The sequence below is a fragment of the Pseudomonas sp. BF-RE-25 genome (assembly GCF_019956105.1).
Taxonomy (GTDB): domain Bacteria; phylum Pseudomonadota; class Gammaproteobacteria; order Pseudomonadales; family Pseudomonadaceae; genus Aquipseudomonas; species Aquipseudomonas migulae.
On record NZ_JAHBDB010000011.1, the window covers coordinates 117,227 to 136,170 of the forward strand.

An 18,944-nucleotide genomic window follows, 5' to 3' on the forward strand; every position below is an offset into this window, starting at 1 on the left:
ATTAGAGCAGTCCGGCCTGAGTCATCAGCTCCACGGCTTTTTTACTGTCGAGTTTCGAGGCGTCGACTTTCGGCGCGTCGAGCTGCTGCAGCGGCACCAGTTTGGGGTTGGATTCAGCGTTCTTGCCTACAGCGTATTCATAGGAGTTGCCGGTCTTGAGGATCGCCTGGCCGTCTTTGCCGGTGACCCACTTCAGGAACGCCTGGGCTTGATCCTTGTGTTGGCTGGACGCCAGGATACCGCCACCGGAAATACTCACAAACGCGCCCGGGTCTTTGTGCTTGAAGTAGTGCAGGGCGGTGTTCTTGCTGTTCTCGCCGGTCTTGGCCTGATCACCGAAGCGGTAATAGTGATAAATCACGCCGCTGTCAATTTGCCCGGCGTTGACCGCTTTGAGCACCGAGCTGTTGCCCCGGTACGCGGTAAAGTTGTTTTTCATGCCCTTCAGCCACTCAAGCGTGGCGGCTTCGCCCTTGAGTTCCAGCACGGCGGCGACAATCGCCTGGAAGTCGGCACCGGCCGGCGAGGCCGCCCAACGGCCTTTCCACTTGGCGTCGGCGAGGTCCATCAGTGACTTCGGCAATTCGGCTTCGGGCAGTTTGCCCGGGTTGTAGACAAACACCGTGGAGCGCGCCGCGATCCCGACCCATTTGCCATGGGCCGGGCGGTAGGCTGCATCGACCTGTTCCAGGGTGGTCGGCGCCACCGGCGCAAACAGCCCGGCGTTGTCCACCAGCACCATGGCCGGGGAGTTTTCGGTCAGGAACACGTCAGCCGGGGAGGCCGCGCCTTCCTGCACGATCTGATTGCCCATTTCCGTGTCGTCGCCATTGCGTATCGTGACCTTGATCCCGGTTTCCTTGGTAAAACCTTCGACCCAGGCTTTGGTCAGGCTTTCGTGCTGGGCGTTGTAGACCACGATACCGTCGGCATCGGCGGCGTAGACGTGGCCGGCGCTCAGCAGGGCAGTGGCCAGCAGGGCTTTTTTCAGGAAAGAGGGGATATGGCGATTCATGCTTCGGGCAGCTCCTGTTTTTTTGGGCGTCATGCGCAGGAATTCGCGGTTCAACCAATGCGAATCATTTGCATGTTTCGGATCGCTGGAATGTAGTGGGTACAATGAGAAAAAAACGTTAAATAAACCGTTAATACATGTAATTTTCATTCAGATTAGCAGTGACTCAGCCCCTTGCCCGGTCGATCTGATTCAAACGATGTCGTCGATCAGGATATGGCGCTGGCCACGGCTGCAAATCTCGATCCTGGCCTCGACGCCGTAGACATCGCGCAGCATCTGTTCGGTGATCACTTCATCGCTGGGGCCGCTCCCCCGGGACGTTCCATTGGCAATCACCAATACCTGATCGGCAAAGCGTAGCGCTTGATTCAGGTCATGAATGGCAATAAATACAATGACTTCGCGTTTGCGTGCCAGTGCGCGCATGAAGTTCAGCACTTGAACCTGCCGATGCATGTCCAGCGCGCTGGTCGGTTCGTCCATCAGCAGGATTTCCGGTTCGCGCACCAGCGTTTGTGCGATCGATACCAATTGCTGCTGCCCGCCACTGAGTTCACCGAGGTTGCGAAAGGATAGTTCGGTGATGCCGAGCGCGTCGAGAATCTGGTCCACGAGTTTCAGCTCGTCGTCGTGAACGACCCACCCCGGCGTCAGTTGTTTGCGGGCCAGCAGCACGGATTCATAGACGGTCAGCCGGGCACTGGCATTCAAGCCCTGAGGCATGTAGCTGATGCCCTGTGGCCCTTTTTTCGAGCCCTGCAAGTTGACCTGTCCCGGGCCGTCGATCAGCCCGGCCATGCGTTTGAACAGGGTGGATTTACCCGCTGCATTGGGCCCGACCACTGCGACCACCTGGCCACCGATAAACGTTGCCGTGGTCACGGCGCTAATGATCTCGCGCTGGCCATAGCGGGCGCCAAGGTTTTCAAGCTGGAGCTTCACCATGTGTTTTTCTTCCCGCCGAGGATCAAAGAGATGAAGAACGGCACGCCGATCAGCGAAGTGACCACGCCAATAGGGAAAATCGCGCCGGGGATCAGGGTTTTGCTGACCACCGAACTGGCGGACAGAATCAGCGCACCGGTCAGCAATGACGCCGGCAAAAAGAACCGTTGATCTTCACCAATCAGCATCCGGGCAATGTGCGGGCCGACCAGCCCGATAAAACCGATGGTGCCGACGAAGGCCACCGGAAACGAGGCGAGCAGGCTGACCATGATCAGCGTCTGGAAGCGCAAGCTGCGCACGTTGATCCCGAAGCTCGCGGCTTTGTCATCGCCCAGACGCAGGGCCGTCAGGGCCCAGGCCCGTTTGGCGAAGATCGGCAGGGTGATAAGGATCACCGCGCAAATCACCCCGAGTTTTGGCCAGGTGGCTTTGGTCAGGCTGCCCATGGTCCAGAACACCACGGCCGCTACCGCTTGCTCTGTGGCAAAAAACTGCACCAGTGCCAACAACGCGTTAAACGTAAACACCAGGGCAATACCGAGCAGCACGATGGTTTCGGCGGTTACGCCGCGACGCATGCTCAGAAAGTGGATCAGCAGCGCGCAGAGCATGGCCATGATGAACGCGTTCAGCGGCACCATGTACTGCGCCGCCAGTGGAAACAGCGCCACCCCGAAAGCCAGCCCCATTGCCGCGCCAAAACTTGCGGCGGCAGAAAGGCCCAGGGTGAACGGGCTGGCCAGCGGGTTGTTGAGGATTGTCTGCATCTGCGCACCGGCCAGCGACAGCGCCGCGCCGACCGCAACCGCCATCAGTGCGACCGGCAAGCGGATGTCCCACATCACCACCCGCACTTGCGCCGACGCCGTGTCCGGTGAAAACAGGGCGCCAAGCACCTCCCTCAGGCTGTAACTGGCCGGCCCCAGCGCCAGATCGAGCAACACGCTGAACACCAGCAACACCGCAAGCGCAACCAGGATCAGCCGTTTTCGCAGGACCCGTTGACGGTACGTCACGCTCTGCGCAATAGGCAGTTCGCCTAACGAACTCATGGCTTTACCCCGGTTTTCTCAAGGCTGACGAAGTAGCCCGGCTGGTAGGGCACGGGCAGGAAGCGCTCGTGGAGTTCGCGAAACGCGGCGTCGGGATCCAGATCGGCAAACAGCGCCGGATGGAACCACTTGGCCAATTGCTGGATGGCCACAAACTGATAGGGGCTGTTGTAGAACTGATGCCAGATGGCATGAAACGCTTGATCGTTCTGCGCCTTGATACCGGCGTAGGCCGGGCGTTGGGTGTACCAGGCCAGTTTATGTCGTGCTTGTGTCAGGTCCGCGCCCGGTCCGACGCCTACCCAGCGACCGCCGGGCGCAAAGGCTTGCCAGTTGGCGCTGGTGACGACCACTTGGTCCGGGTTGGCGACGATCACCTGTTCGGGGTTCAACTGGCCAAAGGTGTTCGCAATGATGCTTTTGGCGATGTTGTTGCCACCGGCCATGTCGACAAACAGGCCAAAATTTTCGTTGCCGAAACTCAGGCAACAATCGTCGGTGTACCCACCGATTCGCTCGATGAATACAGTGGGCCGCGCAGGGTGTTTGGCCTCGATGACGTCGGTGACACGACGGATCTGTTGATTGCGAAAGTCGATAAACGCCTCGGCGCGATCCTCCTTGCCAAACAACTGGCCGAACAGGCGCATGGTCGGCTCGGTGTTTTGCATCGGGTTGTTGCGAAAATCGACGTAGACCACCGGGATCCCCAGCGCGTCGAGCTTCTCGATGTAACGCGCATCTTCGGTGGCGTGTTGTGCTTCGATGTTCAGGACGATGACGTCCGGTTGTTGCGAGATCGCTTGCTCGATGTCGAAGGTGCCGTCCTCGAAGCCGCCGAAGGTGGGAATCCTGGCGATGTCGGGGAACTTGCGCAGGTAGGCGCCGTAAGTGTCCGGGTCGGACTGAATCAAATCCTTGCGCCAACCGACGATGCGCTCGATGGGGTTTTGCGTATCCAGCGCGGCGACCAGGTACAACTGGCGCCCCTCGCCGAGAATCACCCGTCTGACCGGGATGTGGACCTTGACCTTGCGGCCCAGCAGGTCAGTGACCGTGACAGCGGCGGGATCCGGATTCGCCGCGAGCGCGGTGCGCGGCGCCAGGGAAAACCACACCACGCCCAGCAGTCCCGCCAATAGCAGGGCCGCGAAGGCGTGGCGGCGTGGATGAACAGATGCCATGGTTGAAACCTTTGCAGGTAGCCAGACCGGGCAACGGCTCAGGCCGTTGCCCGGGGCTGAACGTTTCAGAAGTCGACGGTGGCCGACAGTTGCAGGGTGCGCGGCGAACCTTGTGAGAAGGCGCCATAGGACGCGACACCGGACCAGTACTCACGGTCGAAAACGTTCTGCACCGTGGCCCGGAACGTGGTCGGACGCTCGGCGATGCGCGTGGCGTAACGTGCGCCAACATCGAAGCGGGTCCAGGGGTCGAGTTCCTGGGTATTGGCCTGGTTGACGTATTGGCTGCCGGTGTAGATCGCGCCGCTGGTCAGCGTCAAACCTTCGATCCATGGCGCGTCCCACTCGGCCCACAAGTTGGCCTGGACCTCGGGCACGCCCACCGGTTTGTTGCCGCGATTGGCCGCGGTACCGGTCTTGGTCAGTTCGGCGTCGAGGACGGTGACGCCACCGAGCAGGCGAGTGCCTTGGGCGATTTCGCCAAACACGTTCAACTCCACGCCCCGGTTGCGCTGTTCACCTCGTACCGAGAACACACCGGAGGCCAGCTCGCCGCTGGGTTTCTTGATCTGGAACAGGCTGAGCGTGGAGGTGAAGGTGCCGTAGTCGACCTTGACCCCGACTTCCTGCTGGCGGGAAATGTATGGCGCGAAGATCTCGCCGGAGTTCGACGCAGTGGCCGGGGCGATGTCGCCCTTGCTCAGGCCTTCGATGTAGTTGTAGTAGAACGACACGTGGTCCCAGGGCTTGACCACCACCCCGAACAGCGGCGTGGTTTCGCTTTCATCGTAAGACGTGGTGACGGCGCCGGCCGCGTTGAAGTTATCGGATTCGATGTTCTGCTTGCGCAGGCCGACAGTGACCTGCAAGCGCTCATCCAGTACCGAAAGGGTGTCGGCCAACGCCACACCCGACAGTTCGGTCTCGGAGACTTTGAGGGCGTCCGGTTCGGCAATGGACGGTTTCGGGCGGTCGATCGGGTGGTACATGTTCGACAGCACGGCCGGGCCGGAAATGATGCCGCGTTTCAGATCGTCGCGATAACGGGTGACCTGCAACGTGGTGCTGTGGCTGATCGGACCGGTGTCGAAGCGCAGTCGGGCACCGGCGTCGACGGTGTAGCGCTCGACTTCGAACTTGTAGTAGCCCGGGATTGAAGAGGTGTCACCCGCGTTGTTGAGAATGGTCGGGGTCTGATCAGACATCCGCTTCACGTCCGACCGGCCGCCACCGGCGTGGGCGAACACGGTCAAGGCGTCGTTGAGGTCGTACTCGGCACCGAGCAGGGCCGATTTATCGCGGGTTTCGGCCCAACCCCAGTCCTGGCTCACGTTGGTGCGGCCGTTGGCGGCGGAGGGAATCTCCACGCCCGAGGCGATGAGAAACGGACGGGATGCGGCGTCGAATTGTTCTTTCTGGCTGATCAGGTCCAGGGTGGTTCGCAGACGATCACCCTGATAGTCCAGGGAGATGGCGCCGATGTCGACGTCACGAGATTGATCGTCGATGGCCGTGTCACCTTGCTGGGTGCTGCCGTTGACGCGCACACCGAAGCGGCGTTCTTCGCCGAAGCGCCGGCTGACATCGATGTGCCCGCCGATCTGCGAATCCATGGCGTAGCTGGCGGTGAAGCGGGTCAGGTCCTCATCGAGAGAACGCTTGGGGACTACGTTGATCACGCCACCGACACCACTGTTGGGCGACATGCCGTACAGCAGGGCGCCGGGGCCCTTGATCACTTCGATACGCTCGGCGTATTCGGTGAAGACCCGGTAGTTGGGTGCAACGCCATACACCCCGTCGAATGCCAGTTCGCCGAGGTTGCCTTCGCCCACCGGGAAACCGCGAATGAAGAAGGAATCGACAATGCCGCCAGTCTGGCCAGTGGAGCGTACCGAGGAGTCGCGCTCCAGCACATCGGCCACTGTCACGGCCTGTTGATCTTTCATCAGCGTCGAGGTGTAGTTGCTGACGCTGAACGGCGCGTCCATCACGTCCTTGTTGCCCAGCATGCCGAGACGCCCGCCACGGGCGACCTGACCGCCCGGGTAGGCTGGCGGCAAGCTGCCCTTGCGACCGTCGGTGCCGTTGATCGTGGTTTCGGCAAGGGTCAGGTCACCCTCGCTGTTGGCCGGGATCGGCGCCAGGGTGTAGCTGCCATCAGTGCGCGGCACTATTTGCAGACCGCTGCCGGACAACAGTCGGGTGATCGCTTCCTGGGTCGAGTAAGTGCCGGAAAGCCCCGGACTCATCAGGCCCTCGGTCATCGATGGCTGGAATGACAGCGCAATGCCGGCGTCCACCGCGAACTTCGACAAGGTTGCCCCCAGCGGGCCGGGGGCAATGCTGTAGGCGCGGGTCGCAGAGGCATCCAGTGACGCTGGCGCGGCAAGGGCAACGGGGCAGGCGACGCCGGTCAGGGCAAGGCTTAGCAACGCGCTGCGGATAGCCAGCTTGAGTGAGCGATCCGAACGCAGAGGGCGTGCAACGAACATGGAGTGATGACCCTTTCGACGAGGTTGAGAAGTTCTTCCTTTCCTTGCCAGTCGAGATCAAAAAAAGTATCACCCGCTCAGCCTTTTTTTTTGCGCGAGGTTCAGGCGGGGGAGAGCGTCACCCAATAACCGCTCAAGTGGCCGGTTGCGAGCACCGGGTAGGTTTGCACCAGCATGTTCAAGGTGCGTTGGGTATCGCTGATGGGGAACGCGCCAGAAATGCGCAGACCGGCAATGGCCGGATCACAACGCACGAAGCCTTTGCGATAACGCGCCAGTTCCGCGATGAAGTCGGCCAGACGCATGTTGTCAGCCATCAGCATGCCTTGGGTCCAGGCGCTGACGGAGCGGTCCACCGGGTTCAGCAAGCCAAAAGCCTGCGATGAAAAGTCGGTGCGTTGCCCGGCATTGACGATCAAGGGCGTTACGCCGTTGCCACCGGGCAGTTCAACCCTGACAGCGCCGTCCAGTACCGCGAGCTGAGTGCGGGTTTGCAGTTCGCGCACCGTGAACCGCGTGCCCAATGCCTGCATTCGCCCCTGACGGGTGGTCACCAGAAACGGTCGGGACTGGGGGGCGACATCCGGCGCGGTCTGCACCAGGATTTCACCTTCACGCAAATTGATCAGCCGTTGACGGGCGTCGAACAGCACATCGATCGCCGAGTCGGTGTTGAGGGTAATGCGCGAGCCATCGGCGAGCGTCAACTCGCGTTGCTGGCCCACGGCGGTCCGGTAGTCGGCCGACCATTGCTGGGATTCAACCAGCTTCCAACTGCCCCAGCCGGCGGGTAACACGGCCAGCATTATCGCCAGTTTGCCGAGGGCCACGCGGCGCTCGGGATTGCTCGGGCGATCCAGCGCCAACATCGCCAATGACGGGGGCAGGCCGCCCAGCTTGCTTTGCAGCAGTTGGGCGCGGCCCCAGGCGCGGCTGCGTTCAGGGCTGCTGACGCGCCAGCATTCCCACTCGGCGCGTTCGGTATCGTCAAGGTCGCCTTCGCTGATGCGCATCAGCCACTCGGCCGCTTCGTCGAGTACTTGTGGATCAATCTGAGTGGGCGTGGCGTAGGTCGACATTCATTCCACCAGCATCAGGCATTGAACGAAGGCCTGTTTCATGTAGCGCTTCACGGTGATCAGCGACACGTCCAGTTGCGTGGCGATGTCGTCGTATTTCAGCCCGCTGATCTGCGACAGCAGGAATGCGCGTTTGACCAGCGGCGGCAGGGCGTCGAGCATCGCGTCGATTTCATGCAGGGTTTCCAGCACGAGGAAACGCAATTCGGGCGAGGGCGCTTCAGGGGCAGGCAACAGCGCCAGGGCATCCAGATAGGCGCGTTCAAGCGCCTTGCGCTGATACCAATTGACCAGAATGCCCTTGGCCACACAGCTCAGGTAGGCGCGGGGCTGTTCAATGACCGCGACCCTGGAAGCCAGTATGCGTGTGAAGGTGTCTTGCGCCAGGTCCGCCGCATCCATGGCGTTGCCCAGTTTTTTGCGTAGCGTGGCGTACAACCAGCCGTGATGGCCGGTATAGAGAGCCTCGATCGCGCGCAGGTGATTGTGATGAGTCGCGGGCAGGGTATCGCTCATGGATGATAATTTTTAGCGATTGAGAAGTATTCCCAATCCTAAGTGACTGCACCCCTGCGGCGCAAGGGGGAGGCTGATCAGTCGCAGCGTGGCGCTTCGTCCGGTTGCAACAGTACTGATCGAAAACGCAAGGCGACAATGAGCACCAAGGCCATTGCGTAGGCCAGGCAAACGATCAGATAGGTGTATTGCAGGCCGTAGACCTGACTGAGCAAACCACCCAGGGAAATTCCTGCGATGGAGGCCAGTTGCGCAGTGCTCTGTGCCACACCCAGTACGTAACCCTGTTGCGAACTGTCGACCGTTTTGGAAATCAGCGCCATCAGCACCGGCGTCGTGGCGCCCAGCAGCACGCCCCACAGGAAGTAGGCGATGACAAACACGGCCGGGTTTCGGGTAAGGCCGGCGACGCCGGTCAGGCCGATGCAGCCAATGACAACCCAGGACATTCGCTGCAGGGTTTGCTGTTGGGTCCGGTGTTCGAAGTAGCGCGCCCAGCGTGTCGCCGAAAGGATGAAGCCCAGTGCCAGCAAGCCGTAACACAGGCCCGTGACCGAATTGCCAACCTCAAACACCGAGCTGACGTACAACGAAAACGAGGTCTGCGGCAGCATCCGCGCCAACAGCAGAATGCCCATGACGCCCAACAGCGACATCAGGGGAGAACCCTGCCACACGCCGCGGGCCCGAGCCGGCTGCAGCGCCGCATCCACCACCGGCGTTTTTTTCACGGGCGGTACATCCGGCAACGTCACGGCCGCCACCACGGTGCACACCGCGCAGAGCGCCGAAGCGATGAGATTGATCCAGAAAAAAGTCGCGTAATCGAGAATCAGACCGCCAACCACTGCGCCGAGCAACGAGCCGACGTTGGTGGAGATTTGCAGGATCGCAAACAGGCGGGCCCGCCGTGATGGCGCCTCGATACTGACCCCATAAGCCTGGGCTGGCGCGATATACCCGGCAAAGGCGCCTTGCAGGAAGCGCAGCAGCAGAATCACCCAGATATCGCTGCACAGTGCCAACCCCAGCTGAGTCAACGACAAACCGGCCAAGGCACGAATCATCATCAACTTGTGACCATAACGGTCGCCGATCCTGCCCCAGAAGGCGCTGGTCAGCATGATGCCCAGCATCGGGCCGACGTACACGGCGATGCTGGCGAAACTGAACAGCGATTCCGACGTGGTCAGCCCGCGCAGGTAGACCGGCCAGAACGGGCCGCTCATTTCCATCGCCCCCATGGAGATGAGCTGGATCGTGAACAGAAGATAAATCAGGATTCTGACGCTGGAACCCTGAAAAGTGCCTGAATGGAACATCGGTCAGCCTCGGTGGTTGGCCGGCATCCTACGTGCTTTGCCATCGAGGGAAAACCATATCGGGCGTTCTGTATCGGTGTCAGTTGGCAGCCGGACAGCCTCGCTGCGCAGTGGTTGCCGCCTGGCTGATCAACGCGGCCAGGCGTTTGACGTTGTTTTGCTGGGCCACCACCAAGTCATCAATGGAGGGGCCTGAAGGCGTCTGCAAAGTGCTGCGGCACGTAATCAGCGTGCTATCGCCTTCGCCGGGATTGCGCAGGCGCCATTTGACGTCGATCAAACCGTACTGCCCGGGAATCGAGTCGAAGCGTTGCACCTCCAGGCGTACTGACACTCTTCGCTTCGGACTGCTGTTGGCCAGTTGATCCACCAGAGCACTGCGCAACTCGTCCACCAGACTCGCAGCCCACCATTGGGTTTCGAGAATTGCCACACCGCTGTTGCCCTGACGAATGACGATCTGCGGGCGATCGACCTGGGCCGGTACGCTGAGGCTTTCGATCTGGATTTCCCCGCCGTTGCCTCGTGCGGTGCCGCTCAGTTGTGCCGGGGTCAGGGTGTGGAACTGAATCGGGTCACTGCGGCAGGCGGCGAGCAGTAGACACGCAGTGACCAAGGTAATCTTCAGCGAAAAAGCCATGGGTGTTGCTCCTGTGGTCAGTTGCGCGGTGGGCCCTGTAGGTCCGTCGGTGCTGCGTTATTGGGACGACCGCGAATCAGCGACTCTGGATGCCGGCCCAGGTAATCCGAGAGCTCACGCAGGGAGCGCGACATGCGCCCGAGTTCTTCCAGGGTCTGGGTCAATTGCTCGCGTTGCGGCGAGTCTTCAGCAAGGGTCGAGCTGGCCGATTGCAGGGTTTTGCTGACGTCTGCCAGGGTGGTTTGCACGCCAGGCAGGGTCTTGGCGTTGAATTGCGCGAGGCCCTTGCGCAGCTCTACGAGGTTGCTGTCGAGGTTGCCGGCGATGCGCTCGATGGGCAGTTGGTTGATCTTGGTGACCATGCCTTCGAGTTTTTCCTGCAATTGTTCGAGGCTGCCAGGAATGGTGGGAATGCTGACAGGGCGGGCGGTCGGGTCGAACACGACTTTCTCCGCTTTGGGGTAGAAGTCGAGTGCGATGTACAACTGGCCGGTCAACAGATTGCCGCTGCGCGCCTGGGCCCGCAGACCGTTTTCGATGAAGCTGCCCATCAACCGTACGCCGGCGGCTTCGTCATTGGGGTCATGCTTCAACGCTTCAAGCATTCTGGCGTGGGCCTGGCCGAGCCGTTGCGGGTAGATCACGATGCCGACGTTGACCGGAAAGCTGCGTTTTTTCGGGTCGAAATCCAGATTGACTGACACGACCCTGCCGAACTCGATGCCGAGGAATTCCACCGGTGCACCGACCTTCAGCCCACGCAATGCCTGGTCGAAACGCAAACTCAGGAACTGCGCCTTGCCGCTGGGTGGGGCGAGGGCGGTTTGCTGGTCTTCGAACAGCTCGAAGCCTTTGTCCTCCAGCGCCGGTTTATCGTTGGGGCTGTATTCCGGAGCCCTGAACGCGATGCCGCCCACCAATATGGACGAGAGCGACTCGGTCTTCACCGAAAAACCGTTGGCGCCGACGTTGACATCAATGCCGCTGGCATTCCAGAAGCGGGTGTTATCGGTGACGAAGGCATCGTTGGGCGAATGGATGAAGACTTCGAGGTTTACCCCTTTACCGTCGGCGTCCAGGGCATAGGCGACCACTTGGCCGACCGGAATTTTGCGGTAGTAGACGGGGGAACCAATGTCGAGCGAGCCCAGGTCCTGGGTGTGCAGCGTAAAGCGCTTTCCGGGTTCGCCATAGGTAATGGGTGGCGGATTTTCCAGCCCGGTAAAATTCTTCGACCGGGCATTGGCCTGGCCGATGTCGGCGCCAATGTAGTCCCCGGACAGCAGTGTATCGATGCCCGACACGCCGCCAGCACCGATGCGGGGCCGCACCACCCAGAATTGCGAGTCTTCGCGGGTGAAACTTTCCGCCTGCTTGGACAGTTTGACGGTGGCGTTGACGCTTTTCTGGTCGTTGCTCAGTTCCACGTCGGAGACATGCCCGATCACCACGTTGCGGTATTTGACTTCGGTCTTGTTGGCAGTCAGGCCGCTACCGGTCTTGAACGTGACGGTGATGGTTGGTCCTTCCTGCAAAATGCTGTGCACTACCAGCGAAATACCCACCAGCACCGCGACAATCGGCACGATCCACACCAATGAAACGCTGTAGCGGCGGGTCTTGATGGGGGCCTGTCCGGGAGCTTGCGGCCCGTCAGCGGCTTGAGACTTCATCCATGACCTCCTCGTTTTCGGAATGTTGCTGATCCCAGATCAGACGTGGGTCGAAACTCATCGCCGACAGCATGGTGAACACCACCACCAGACCAAAAAACAGAATGCCCGCGCGCGGTTCGATATCGGCCAGCGCCTGGAACTTCACCAACGAAGCCACCAGGGCGACCACGATCACGTCGAGCATCGACCAATAACCGATGAGCTCGACGAAACGGTACATTTTTGAGCGCTCTTTGCGCGCCCAATCACTGTCGCGCTGAACGGTCACCAGCAACAACGTCAGGGCGACGAACTTGATGCCCGGCACCGCGATGCTGGCAATGAAAATGATCAGGGCGATGTCCCAGGCGCCGTGCTGCCAGAAATCCAGCACACCGCCCATGATTGTGCTGTCCGCGCCGCTGCCGACCATTTTGGTGTTCATCACCGGCAACACATTGGCCGGGATGTAAAACACCAACGATGTGATCAAGTAGGCCCAGGTTCGGGTCAGGGCGTTGGTTTTGCGCCGATGCAGCGGCGCACCGCAGCGTTCGCATTCGTGGGGTTCGCCGGTCATGTCACAGGCCAGGCCGCAGCTGTGGCAGAGACACAGGTTGAGTTCGCTGGCGACCGGTGGCGTGTTCATAAGACATCCCACAGTTCACGGACATCGCGCCCGGCGACGCGGATCATCATCAGGCTGAGAATGGCCAGGGCGAACAGGCCGATGCCGGGCAGGACGTCGAGCAACCCGGCGAGCTTGATCACCGCGACCATCGCCCCCAGCAGGCAGACTTCCAGCATGCTCCAGGGCCGCAGGGTTTCCAGCCAGCGCATACAGAATTTGAAACCCGGCGAACGACGGGAGGCGAGGGCAAAACTCAGGACCCAGATCAGCAGCAGCAACTGGAAAATCGGCGCGATGATCATGGCGATCGCCGCCACCATCGCGATGAAGGTAATCGGCCCCAGACTCAGGGCCTGCACCGAATCCCACAGCGTCGCGCTGTTTTTCAGGCCTTGCAGGCTGATGCTCATGACCGGGTAGAAATTGGCGAAAATCCACAGCATCAGCGCGGTGACGGTCAGCGCCAGCCGCTGCTCCACCGTCAGACCGTTATAGCGCTGAAGCACGCCGCCGCAGCGCGTACAGAGGGTTTTCTGATGTTTGGCGAGCGTGACTTTTTGATACACGCAGTCGCAGTGCTCGCAGATGATCAGTTGGTCAGTCGTAGCCATAGGCCGCACTCGCCAGGAGGCAGGAAAGTCAGAGCACATCCTCAATATAGAAGTGCCTTGCGATTGAGCAAATTAAAAGGCGGACTAAGAGCCGGTTTGCTGGCGATCGGGCCTTGAGTCCTGCACTGATCTTTCGGCCGCCATCGCCAGCAAGCCGGCTCCTACAGGGTTTGGTGTTTACCCGGTGGATCGGCTGTGCACGGCCATTGTAGGAGCCGGCTTGCCGGCGATTGGGCCTTGAGACTTGCGGTGATCTTGCGGGCGCCATCGCTGGCAAGCCAGCTCCTACAGGGTTTGGTGTTTGCCCGGTGGATCGGCTGTGCACGGATATTGTAGGAGCCGGCTTGCCGGCGATTGGGCCTTGAGACTTGCGGTGATCTTGCGGGCGCCATCGCTGGCAAGCCAGCTCCTACAGGGTTTGGTGTTTGCCCGGTGGATCGGCTGTGCACGGATATTGTAGGAGCCGGCTTGCCGGCGATTGGGCCTTGAGACTTGCGGTGATCTTGCGGGCGCCATCGCTGGCAAGCCAGCTCCTACAGGGTTTGGTGTTTGCCCGGTGGATCGGCTGTGCACGGATATTGTAGGAGCCGGCTTGCCGGCGATTGGGCCTTGAGACTTGCGGTGATCTTGCGGGCGCCATCGCTGGCAAGCCAGCTCCTACAGGGTTTGGTGTTTACCTGGTGGATCGGCTGCGCACGACCATTGTAGGAGCCGGCTTGCTGGCGATTGGGCCTTGAGGTTTGCGGCTATGTTGAGGGCGCCATCGCCAGCAAGGAGTGGGTGTTTTAGCCGAGGATTTCGCGCAGGCGATACCAGAACATGCCGAGGGCCAGCAGCGGCGAGCGCAGCTTCGGGCCGCCGGGGAAGGTCATGTGGGGCACGGCGCTGAATACGTCAAAGCCTTGGCTGTGCCCGGCGTGAATCGCTTCGCCCAGCAGTTTGGCGCACCAATGGGTCACGTTCAGGCCGTGACCGGAATAACCCTGTGCGTAGAACACGTTCGGATGCTGACTCAAGCGCCCGACCTGCGGGAAGCGATTGGCGGTGATACCAATCTTGCCGCCCCATTGATAATCAATGCGCACATCGGCCAGTTGCGGGAACACCTTGAGCATTTGCGGGCGCATGTAGGCGGCAATGTCTGCCGGATCACGCCCGGAATAATGGCAGGCACCGCCGAACAGCAAACGCCGGTCCGCCGAGAGCCGGTAGTAATCCAGACCGACTTTCTGGTCGCACAGCGCCAGGTTCTGCGGGATCAACTGCGTTGCGACGTCAGGCGCCAAAGGCTCGGTGGCGATGATGTAGCTGCCCGCCGGAAGCACCTTGCCGCTGAGCTTCGGTTCGAGTTCGTCCAGATGCGCGTTACATGCCAGCACCAAACTGCCTGCGCGCACCGTGCCCCCGGCACAACGCACCTGCACGGTATTGCCATGAATCAACTCCAGCACCGGGCTTTGTTCGAAGATCTGCACCCCAAGCGATCGCGCCAGTCGAGCCTCACCAAGCACCAGATTGAGCGGGTGCAAATGCCCCGAGCCCATGTCCACCAGGCCACCGGCATACACGCCTGAGTTCACCACGTGTTCACGGATCTGCTCCGGCCCGACCAAGCGCGTCTCATGGGCGTAACCCGACTCGACAAGGCCTTCCTGCTCGGCCTTGAACGCCGCGAACTGTGCCTTGGTGTTGGCCAGTTCGCAAAAACCCCAGCGCAGGTCGCAATCGATACCGTGCTCGCGGATGCGCTTGCCCACCAGTTCCACCGATTCGGTCCCCGCGCGCTCCAGGTAACGCACGCCTTCTACACCGACGTGCCGGGCGAAACCGCTGACGTCATGGCCAATGCCGCGGATCAACTGGCCACCGTTGCGCCCGCTGGCGCCCCAGCCGATCCGCCGCGCTTCCAGCAAAATCACCGAGAGCCCGCGCTGAGCCAGTTCGATGGCCGTATTGACCCCGGTAAACCCGCCGCCGATCACGCAGACATCGGCGACAAGGTCCTCTTCCAGCGCAGGGAAGGGCGTCAGCGTATGGGCCGATGCCGCGTAATAGGAGCGCGCATGTTCATGGTTGTACTGATTCATTTGTTGGACTTCACTTTGCTCCAGGAACGGGTCATCAGCCGCATGATCGCCTGGGGCGGGGTGGTCGAGATGTAGAGTTTGTCTAGCACTTCCTGAGGCGGGTAAACCTCGGGATTGTTCACCAACTCAGGGTCCATGAATTGTTTGGCGGCCGGGTTGGGGTTGGCGTAACCGACCGAGGCGCTGACCTTGGCGATCACTTGTGGGTCGAGCAGGTAGTTGATGAAGGCGTGCGCCTCCTTCGTATTACTGGCGTCGGCAGGAATCGCCAGCAAATCGAACCACAGGTTGCTGCCTTCCTTCGGAATCGCGTAGGCGATGTTCACGCCGTTCTTGGCTTCCTTGGCGCGGTTGGCGGCCTGGAACACGTCGCCGGAATAACCGAACGCCACGCAGATGTCGCCGTTGGCCAGGTCCGACACGTACTTGGATGAGTGGAAGTAAGTGATGTAAGGCCGGATGCTCAGCAACTTGGCCTCGGCCTTCTTGTAGTCCTCGGGATTTTCGCTGCGCGGGTCCATGCCCATGTAGTTGAGGATCGCGGGGAAGACTTCATCCGCCGAGTCCATCATCGACACGCCACACTGGCTGAGCTTCTTGATATTTTCCGGTTCGAACAGCACGGCCCAGGAGTCGATGTGATCGATGCCCAGCACTTGCTTGACCTTGTCGACGTTGTAGCCGATGCCATTGGTGCCCCACAGGTAAGGCACCGAATGCTCGTTGCCCGGATCGTTTTTCTCCAGTAGCGCCAGCAGTTTCGGGTCGAGGTTCTTGAAGTTCGGCAGCTGTGCGCGATCCAGCTTGAGGAACGCGCCGGCCTTCACCTGGCGCGCGAGGAAGTGGTTGGACGGCACCACCACGTCATACCCGGTACGACCGGCGAGCAGTTTGCCCTCCAGGGTTTCGTTGGAGTCGAAAACGTCGTAGATCACCTTGATTCCGGATTTGGCCTGGAAGTCGGCGAGGGTGGTTTCGCCGATGTAATCGGTCCAGTTGTAGACGCTGACCTGTGGTTGAGCCTGGGCAACAGCGCTGAACAGCAGGGCCAGCGCGACCGGGACCACGGATTTCAATAGACGCATATCGACACCTCTTGGAGTTATTGGGGGTTTTCCTGAGCGTTCCTGTCCCTCTGTAGGAGCCGGCTTGCCGGCGATGGCGGCGCATCAAGCAACATTGATGACGCCTGACACAGCGCTATCGCCAGCAAGCTGGCTCCTACAGGGGCAGCGTGATCTCATATGACGTGTGGTTTTCAGACACTAAGAAGCAAAAACTCCCGTTCCCACGAGCTGATCACCCGTTTGAAGTTCTCGTGCTCGGCACGCTTGACCGCGACATAACCGCGGACAAACTTGCTGCCCAGATAACGCTCGATGGTTTCGCATTCTTCCATCTGCGTCAGCGCGTCTTCGATGGTGATCGGCAGGCGCAGGTTGCGTCGTTCGTAGGCCCGGCCCTGTACCGCAGCGCTCGGCTCGATGCGTTCGACCATGCCGAGGTAACCGCACAGCAGGCTGGCGGCGATGGCCAGATACGGGTTGGCATCGGCGCCGGGCAAGCGGTTTTCCACGCGCATCGCCTCAGGGCTGGAGGTCGGCACACGCAGGCCCACGGTACGGTTTTCCTCACCCCACTCGACGTTCACCGGTGCCGAGGTGTCAGGCAGGAAACGGCGGAACGAGTTCACGTTGGGCGCAAACATCGGCAGAACTTTGGGGATGTATTTCTGCAGGCCGCCGATGTAATGCAGGAACAGCTCGCTCATCTGCCCGTCGGAATTGGCGAAGATCGGCTGGCCGGTGGCGATGTCCACCACACTCTGGTGAATGTGCATGGCGCTGCCCGGCTCGTCGCCAATCGGCTTGGCCATGAACGTCGCCGCAACGTTATGCTTGAGCGCTGCCTCGCGCATCGTGCGTTTGAACACCGTGATCTGGTCGGCCAGGTCCAGCGCGTCGCCATGACGGAAGTTGATTTCCATCTGCGCCGGGCCGTCTTCGTGGATCAGCGTGTCGAGGTCCAGGCCTTGCAATTCGCACCAGTCGTAGACGTCTTCAAACAGCGGGTCGAATTCGTTGGCGGCGTCGATGGAAAACGACTGACGCCCACTTTCCGCACGGCCCGAACGGCCCATCGGCGCTTTGAGCGGCAAGTCCGGGTCTTCGCAGCGCTGGGTCAGGTAAAACTCCATTTCCGGCGCGACAATCGGCTTCCAGCCTTTGTCGGTGTACAACTGCAAGACTTTCTTCAGCACGTTGCGCGGCGACAGTTCGATCGGGTTGCCGAACTTGTCGAAGGTGTCGTGGATCACGATTGCGGTGGGCTCGATGGCCCATGGGATCACGTACACCGCATCGGAAACCGGCTTGCACACCATGTCGATGTCGGCCGGGTCGAGCAGGTCGTAGTAGATGTCGTCGTCGACAAAGTCCCCGGTTACCGTTTGCAACAGCACACTTTCCGGCAGGCGCATGCCTCGCTCATGCAGGAACTTGTTGGTGGGCGCAATTTTGCCGCGTGCAATGCCGGTCAGGTCGCTGACGACACACTCGACTTCGGTAATCTTGTGATCTTTCAGCCACGTGAGCAGCTGATCGAAAGGGACATTCATAAAGACCTCGTTATTGGTTTTATTAACGCCGGGGAGGGTGGTTTCATCCGCCACACACTTCCCCTGGGACGCGTTGACGACTATCTTGGGCGAGCCTTGACGTTCCATCTATCCACTTTCAGCAGCACCAAAACGCACCAAACGAGTGCGTAAGGTCACCCATGACAGCGTGCAATCCATTACAGGTCCAAGCGTTCGATACCGCCGATGTCGCCGAGCAAATCCGCGCCACACCTGGTTGGGTCCAGCATTACCAGCAGATGTCGCCGGGGCATTTCGCCGGGCGGGTGCGTTACCTCGACCTGCAGGGCGTAGAGATTTACGAAGAACACATGAACACCCGGGTCGAGCAGAATTTCAGCGCGCCCGAGGGAGCACTGGCGTTCTGTTTCGATCGCAGTGACAACGCGCTGTACGTGCTGAATGAAGAAAGCCGCAACATCTGGATCACGCCAGAGAACTACCAGGAAATTGCCGTGGTGTTCGGGCCGGAGTTCGTTCAGCGTCACGGTCTGAATGTCGCCAGGCTCGAAGGATTGTTCATGGCGCCGCTGAATTCGGGGCAGAACGCGCTGTTCAGCCGCTGGCTGAGCGGGACCTTGACCCGGTTGGCGCAAACCCTCGATCCGCCGAGCAAAGAAGCCTTGACCCAGCAGTTGCTGGAAGACTGCCTGTACATCCTCGACAACGCCTCGGTCTGCCTGGATCGCGGCGGTTTGCAGCGCCGCGCTGAAGAGCGGGCGGTGATGAAGCGCATTGGTGAATGGGCGGCCGATTCCCCGGAAGAAACCCTGAACCTGCTGGAGCTTTCCCGGGTTGCCGGGGTGTCATTGCGTCAGTTGCAGCACGCGTTCAAGGCGTACACCGGCATGACACCGACCCATTGGCTGCGTCTGCGCCGACTCAACAGCGCGCACCGCGAACTGCTGAATCGCTCGCCTATGGAAACCACCGTGGCCGAAGTGGCGATGCAGTGGTCGTTCTGGCATTTGGGGCGGTTTTCCAGCAGCTACCGAGCGTTGTTCAAAGAGCTTCCCAGTCAGACCCTCGCGCGTAAAACCGGCCGGGCATCAAGCCGCTGAGCCGATC

16 protein-coding genes are annotated in these 18,944 nt (G+C 60.6%); 1 reads left to right on the plus strand and 15 read right to left on the minus strand.

Annotated features, from left to right (window positions below):
- Position 1: 1 nt before the first annotated feature.
- The 15 genes from KGB24_RS06245 to KGB24_RS06315 form a co-directional block, all read right to left on the minus strand.
- The gene (locus tag KGB24_RS06245) at positions 2 to 1,015 is read right to left on the minus strand and encodes an iron ABC transporter substrate-binding protein (RefSeq protein ID WP_223414298.1); all 1,014 of its coding nucleotides are present in this window, start codon (positions 1,013 to 1,015) and stop codon (positions 2 to 4) included.
- A gap of 192 nt (positions 1,016 to 1,207) precedes the next feature.
- Positions 1,208 to 1,963, minus strand: a complete 756-nt coding sequence (locus tag KGB24_RS06250) for an ABC transporter ATP-binding protein (RefSeq protein WP_223414299.1) — start codon at positions 1,961 to 1,963, stop codon at positions 1,208 to 1,210.
- Positions 1,957 to 3,018, minus strand: a complete 1,062-nt coding sequence (locus KGB24_RS06255; RefSeq protein WP_008026444.1) for a FecCD family ABC transporter permease — start codon at positions 3,016 to 3,018, stop codon at positions 1,957 to 1,959. The genes KGB24_RS06250 and KGB24_RS06255 overlap by 7 nt, the downstream gene beginning before the upstream one ends.
- Complete coding sequence (locus KGB24_RS06260; RefSeq protein ID WP_223414300.1) at positions 3,015 to 4,202, minus strand: ABC transporter substrate-binding protein; 1,188 nt, start codon at positions 4,200 to 4,202, stop codon at positions 3,015 to 3,017. Before KGB24_RS06260 ends, KGB24_RS06255 begins: the two co-directional genes overlap by 4 nt.
- Before the next feature lie 65 nt (positions 4,203 to 4,267).
- Positions 4,268 to 6,697, minus strand: coding sequence for a TonB-dependent receptor (locus tag KGB24_RS06265; RefSeq protein WP_223414301.1), 2,430 nt, complete (start codon positions 6,695 to 6,697; stop codon positions 4,268 to 4,270).
- Between the two features lie 101 nt (positions 6,698 to 6,798).
- Complete coding sequence (locus KGB24_RS06270) at positions 6,799 to 7,776, minus strand: FecR domain-containing protein (protein WP_223414302.1); 978 nt, start codon at positions 7,774 to 7,776, stop codon at positions 6,799 to 6,801.
- Positions 7,777 to 8,292, minus strand: coding sequence for a sigma-70 family RNA polymerase sigma factor (locus KGB24_RS06275; protein ID WP_192416392.1), 516 nt, complete (start codon positions 8,290 to 8,292; stop codon positions 7,777 to 7,779).
- Positions 8,293 to 8,369: 77 nt separating this feature from the next.
- Positions 8,370 to 9,614, minus strand: a complete 1,245-nt coding sequence (locus KGB24_RS06280) for an MFS transporter (RefSeq protein ID WP_223414303.1) — start codon at positions 9,612 to 9,614, stop codon at positions 8,370 to 8,372.
- Positions 9,615 to 9,693: 79 nt separating this feature from the next.
- Positions 9,694 to 10,254: a membrane integrity-associated transporter subunit PqiC gene (locus KGB24_RS06285; RefSeq protein WP_223414304.1), complete on the minus strand. Its 561-nt coding sequence runs from the start codon at positions 10,252 to 10,254 to the stop codon at positions 9,694 to 9,696.
- Between the two features lie 17 nt (positions 10,255 to 10,271).
- Positions 10,272 to 11,927 carry an intermembrane transport protein PqiB gene (locus KGB24_RS06290; RefSeq protein WP_223414305.1) on the minus strand — a complete coding sequence of 552 codons (1,656 nt, stop codon included), beginning with the start codon at positions 11,925 to 11,927 and terminating at the stop codon, positions 10,272 to 10,274.
- Positions 11,908 to 12,558: a paraquat-inducible protein A gene (locus KGB24_RS06295; protein ID WP_008026429.1), complete on the minus strand. Its 651-nt coding sequence runs from the start codon at positions 12,556 to 12,558 to the stop codon at positions 11,908 to 11,910. Before KGB24_RS06295 ends, KGB24_RS06290 begins: the two co-directional genes overlap by 20 nt.
- Positions 12,555 to 13,151 carry a paraquat-inducible protein A gene (locus KGB24_RS06300; RefSeq protein WP_223414306.1) on the minus strand — a complete coding sequence of 199 codons (597 nt, stop codon included), beginning with the start codon at positions 13,149 to 13,151 and terminating at the stop codon, positions 12,555 to 12,557. The genes KGB24_RS06295 and KGB24_RS06300 overlap by 4 nt, the downstream gene beginning before the upstream one ends.
- A 785-nt stretch (positions 13,152 to 13,936) precedes the next feature.
- Entirely contained in the window at positions 13,937 to 15,238 is a 1,302-nt protein-coding gene (locus KGB24_RS06305) for an NAD(P)/FAD-dependent oxidoreductase (RefSeq protein WP_008041573.1), read from the minus strand.
- The gene (locus KGB24_RS06310) at positions 15,235 to 16,323 is read right to left on the minus strand and encodes a polyamine ABC transporter substrate-binding protein (protein ID WP_008026423.1); all 1,089 of its coding nucleotides are present in this window, start codon (positions 16,321 to 16,323) and stop codon (positions 15,235 to 15,237) included. The genes KGB24_RS06305 and KGB24_RS06310 overlap by 4 nt, the downstream gene beginning before the upstream one ends.
- Positions 16,324 to 16,496: 173 nt before the next feature.
- The gene (locus tag KGB24_RS06315; RefSeq protein WP_223414307.1) at positions 16,497 to 17,855 is read right to left on the minus strand and encodes a glutamine synthetase family protein; all 1,359 of its coding nucleotides are present in this window, start codon (positions 17,853 to 17,855) and stop codon (positions 16,497 to 16,499) included.
- A 161-nt stretch (positions 17,856 to 18,016) separates the two neighbouring features.
- Here KGB24_RS06315 and KGB24_RS06320 point away from each other — a divergent pair, with 161 nt between their 5' ends.
- Positions 18,017 to 18,937, plus strand: coding sequence for a helix-turn-helix domain-containing protein (locus KGB24_RS06320; RefSeq protein ID WP_223414308.1), 921 nt, complete (start codon positions 18,017 to 18,019; stop codon positions 18,935 to 18,937).
- Positions 18,938 to 18,944 lie beyond the last annotated feature (7 nt).

Coding starts and splice junctions, on each gene's coding strand:
- KGB24_RS06315 (WP_223414307.1), bottom strand. CDS start 17,855: ATGAATGTCCCTTTCGATCAGCTGCTCACGTGGCTGAAAGATCACAAG.
- KGB24_RS06305 (WP_008041573.1), bottom strand. CDS start 15,238: ATGAATCAGTACAACCATGAACATGCGCGCTCCTATTACGCGGCATCG.
- KGB24_RS06290 (WP_223414305.1), bottom strand. CDS start 11,927: ATGAAGTCTCAAGCCGCTGACGGGCCGCAAGCTCCCGGACAGGCCCCC.
- KGB24_RS06260 (WP_223414300.1), bottom strand. CDS start 4,202: ATGGCATCTGTTCATCCACGCCGCCACGCCTTCGCGGCCCTGCTATTG.
- KGB24_RS06320 (WP_223414308.1), top strand. CDS start 18,017: ATGACAGCGTGCAATCCATTACAGGTCCAAGCGTTCGATACCGCCGAT.
- KGB24_RS06310 (WP_008026423.1), bottom strand. CDS start 16,323: ATGCGTCTATTGAAATCCGTGGTCCCGGTCGCGCTGGCCCTGCTGTTC.
- KGB24_RS06285 (WP_223414304.1), bottom strand. CDS start 10,254: ATGGCTTTTTCGCTGAAGATTACCTTGGTCACTGCGTGTCTACTGCTC.
- KGB24_RS06275 (WP_192416392.1), bottom strand. CDS start 8,292: ATGAGCGATACCCTGCCCGCGACTCATCACAATCACCTGCGCGCGATC.
- KGB24_RS06295 (WP_008026429.1), bottom strand. CDS start 12,558: ATGAACACGCCACCGGTCGCCAGCGAACTCAACCTGTGTCTCTGCCAC.
- KGB24_RS06265 (WP_223414301.1), bottom strand. CDS start 6,697: ATGTTCGTTGCACGCCCTCTGCGTTCGGATCGCTCACTCAAGCTGGCT.
- KGB24_RS06300 (WP_223414306.1), bottom strand. CDS start 13,151: ATGGCTACGACTGACCAACTGATCATCTGCGAGCACTGCGACTGCGTG.
- KGB24_RS06250 (WP_223414299.1), bottom strand. CDS start 1,963: ATGGTGAAGCTCCAGCTTGAAAACCTTGGCGCCCGCTATGGCCAGCGC.
- KGB24_RS06280 (WP_223414303.1), bottom strand. CDS start 9,614: ATGTTCCATTCAGGCACTTTTCAGGGTTCCAGCGTCAGAATCCTGATT.
- KGB24_RS06255 (WP_008026444.1), bottom strand. CDS start 3,018: ATGAGTTCGTTAGGCGAACTGCCTATTGCGCAGAGCGTGACGTACCGT.
- KGB24_RS06270 (WP_223414302.1), bottom strand. CDS start 7,776: ATGTCGACCTACGCCACGCCCACTCAGATTGATCCACAAGTACTCGAC.
- KGB24_RS06245 (WP_223414298.1), bottom strand. CDS start 1,015: ATGAATCGCCATATCCCCTCTTTCCTGAAAAAAGCCCTGCTGGCCACT.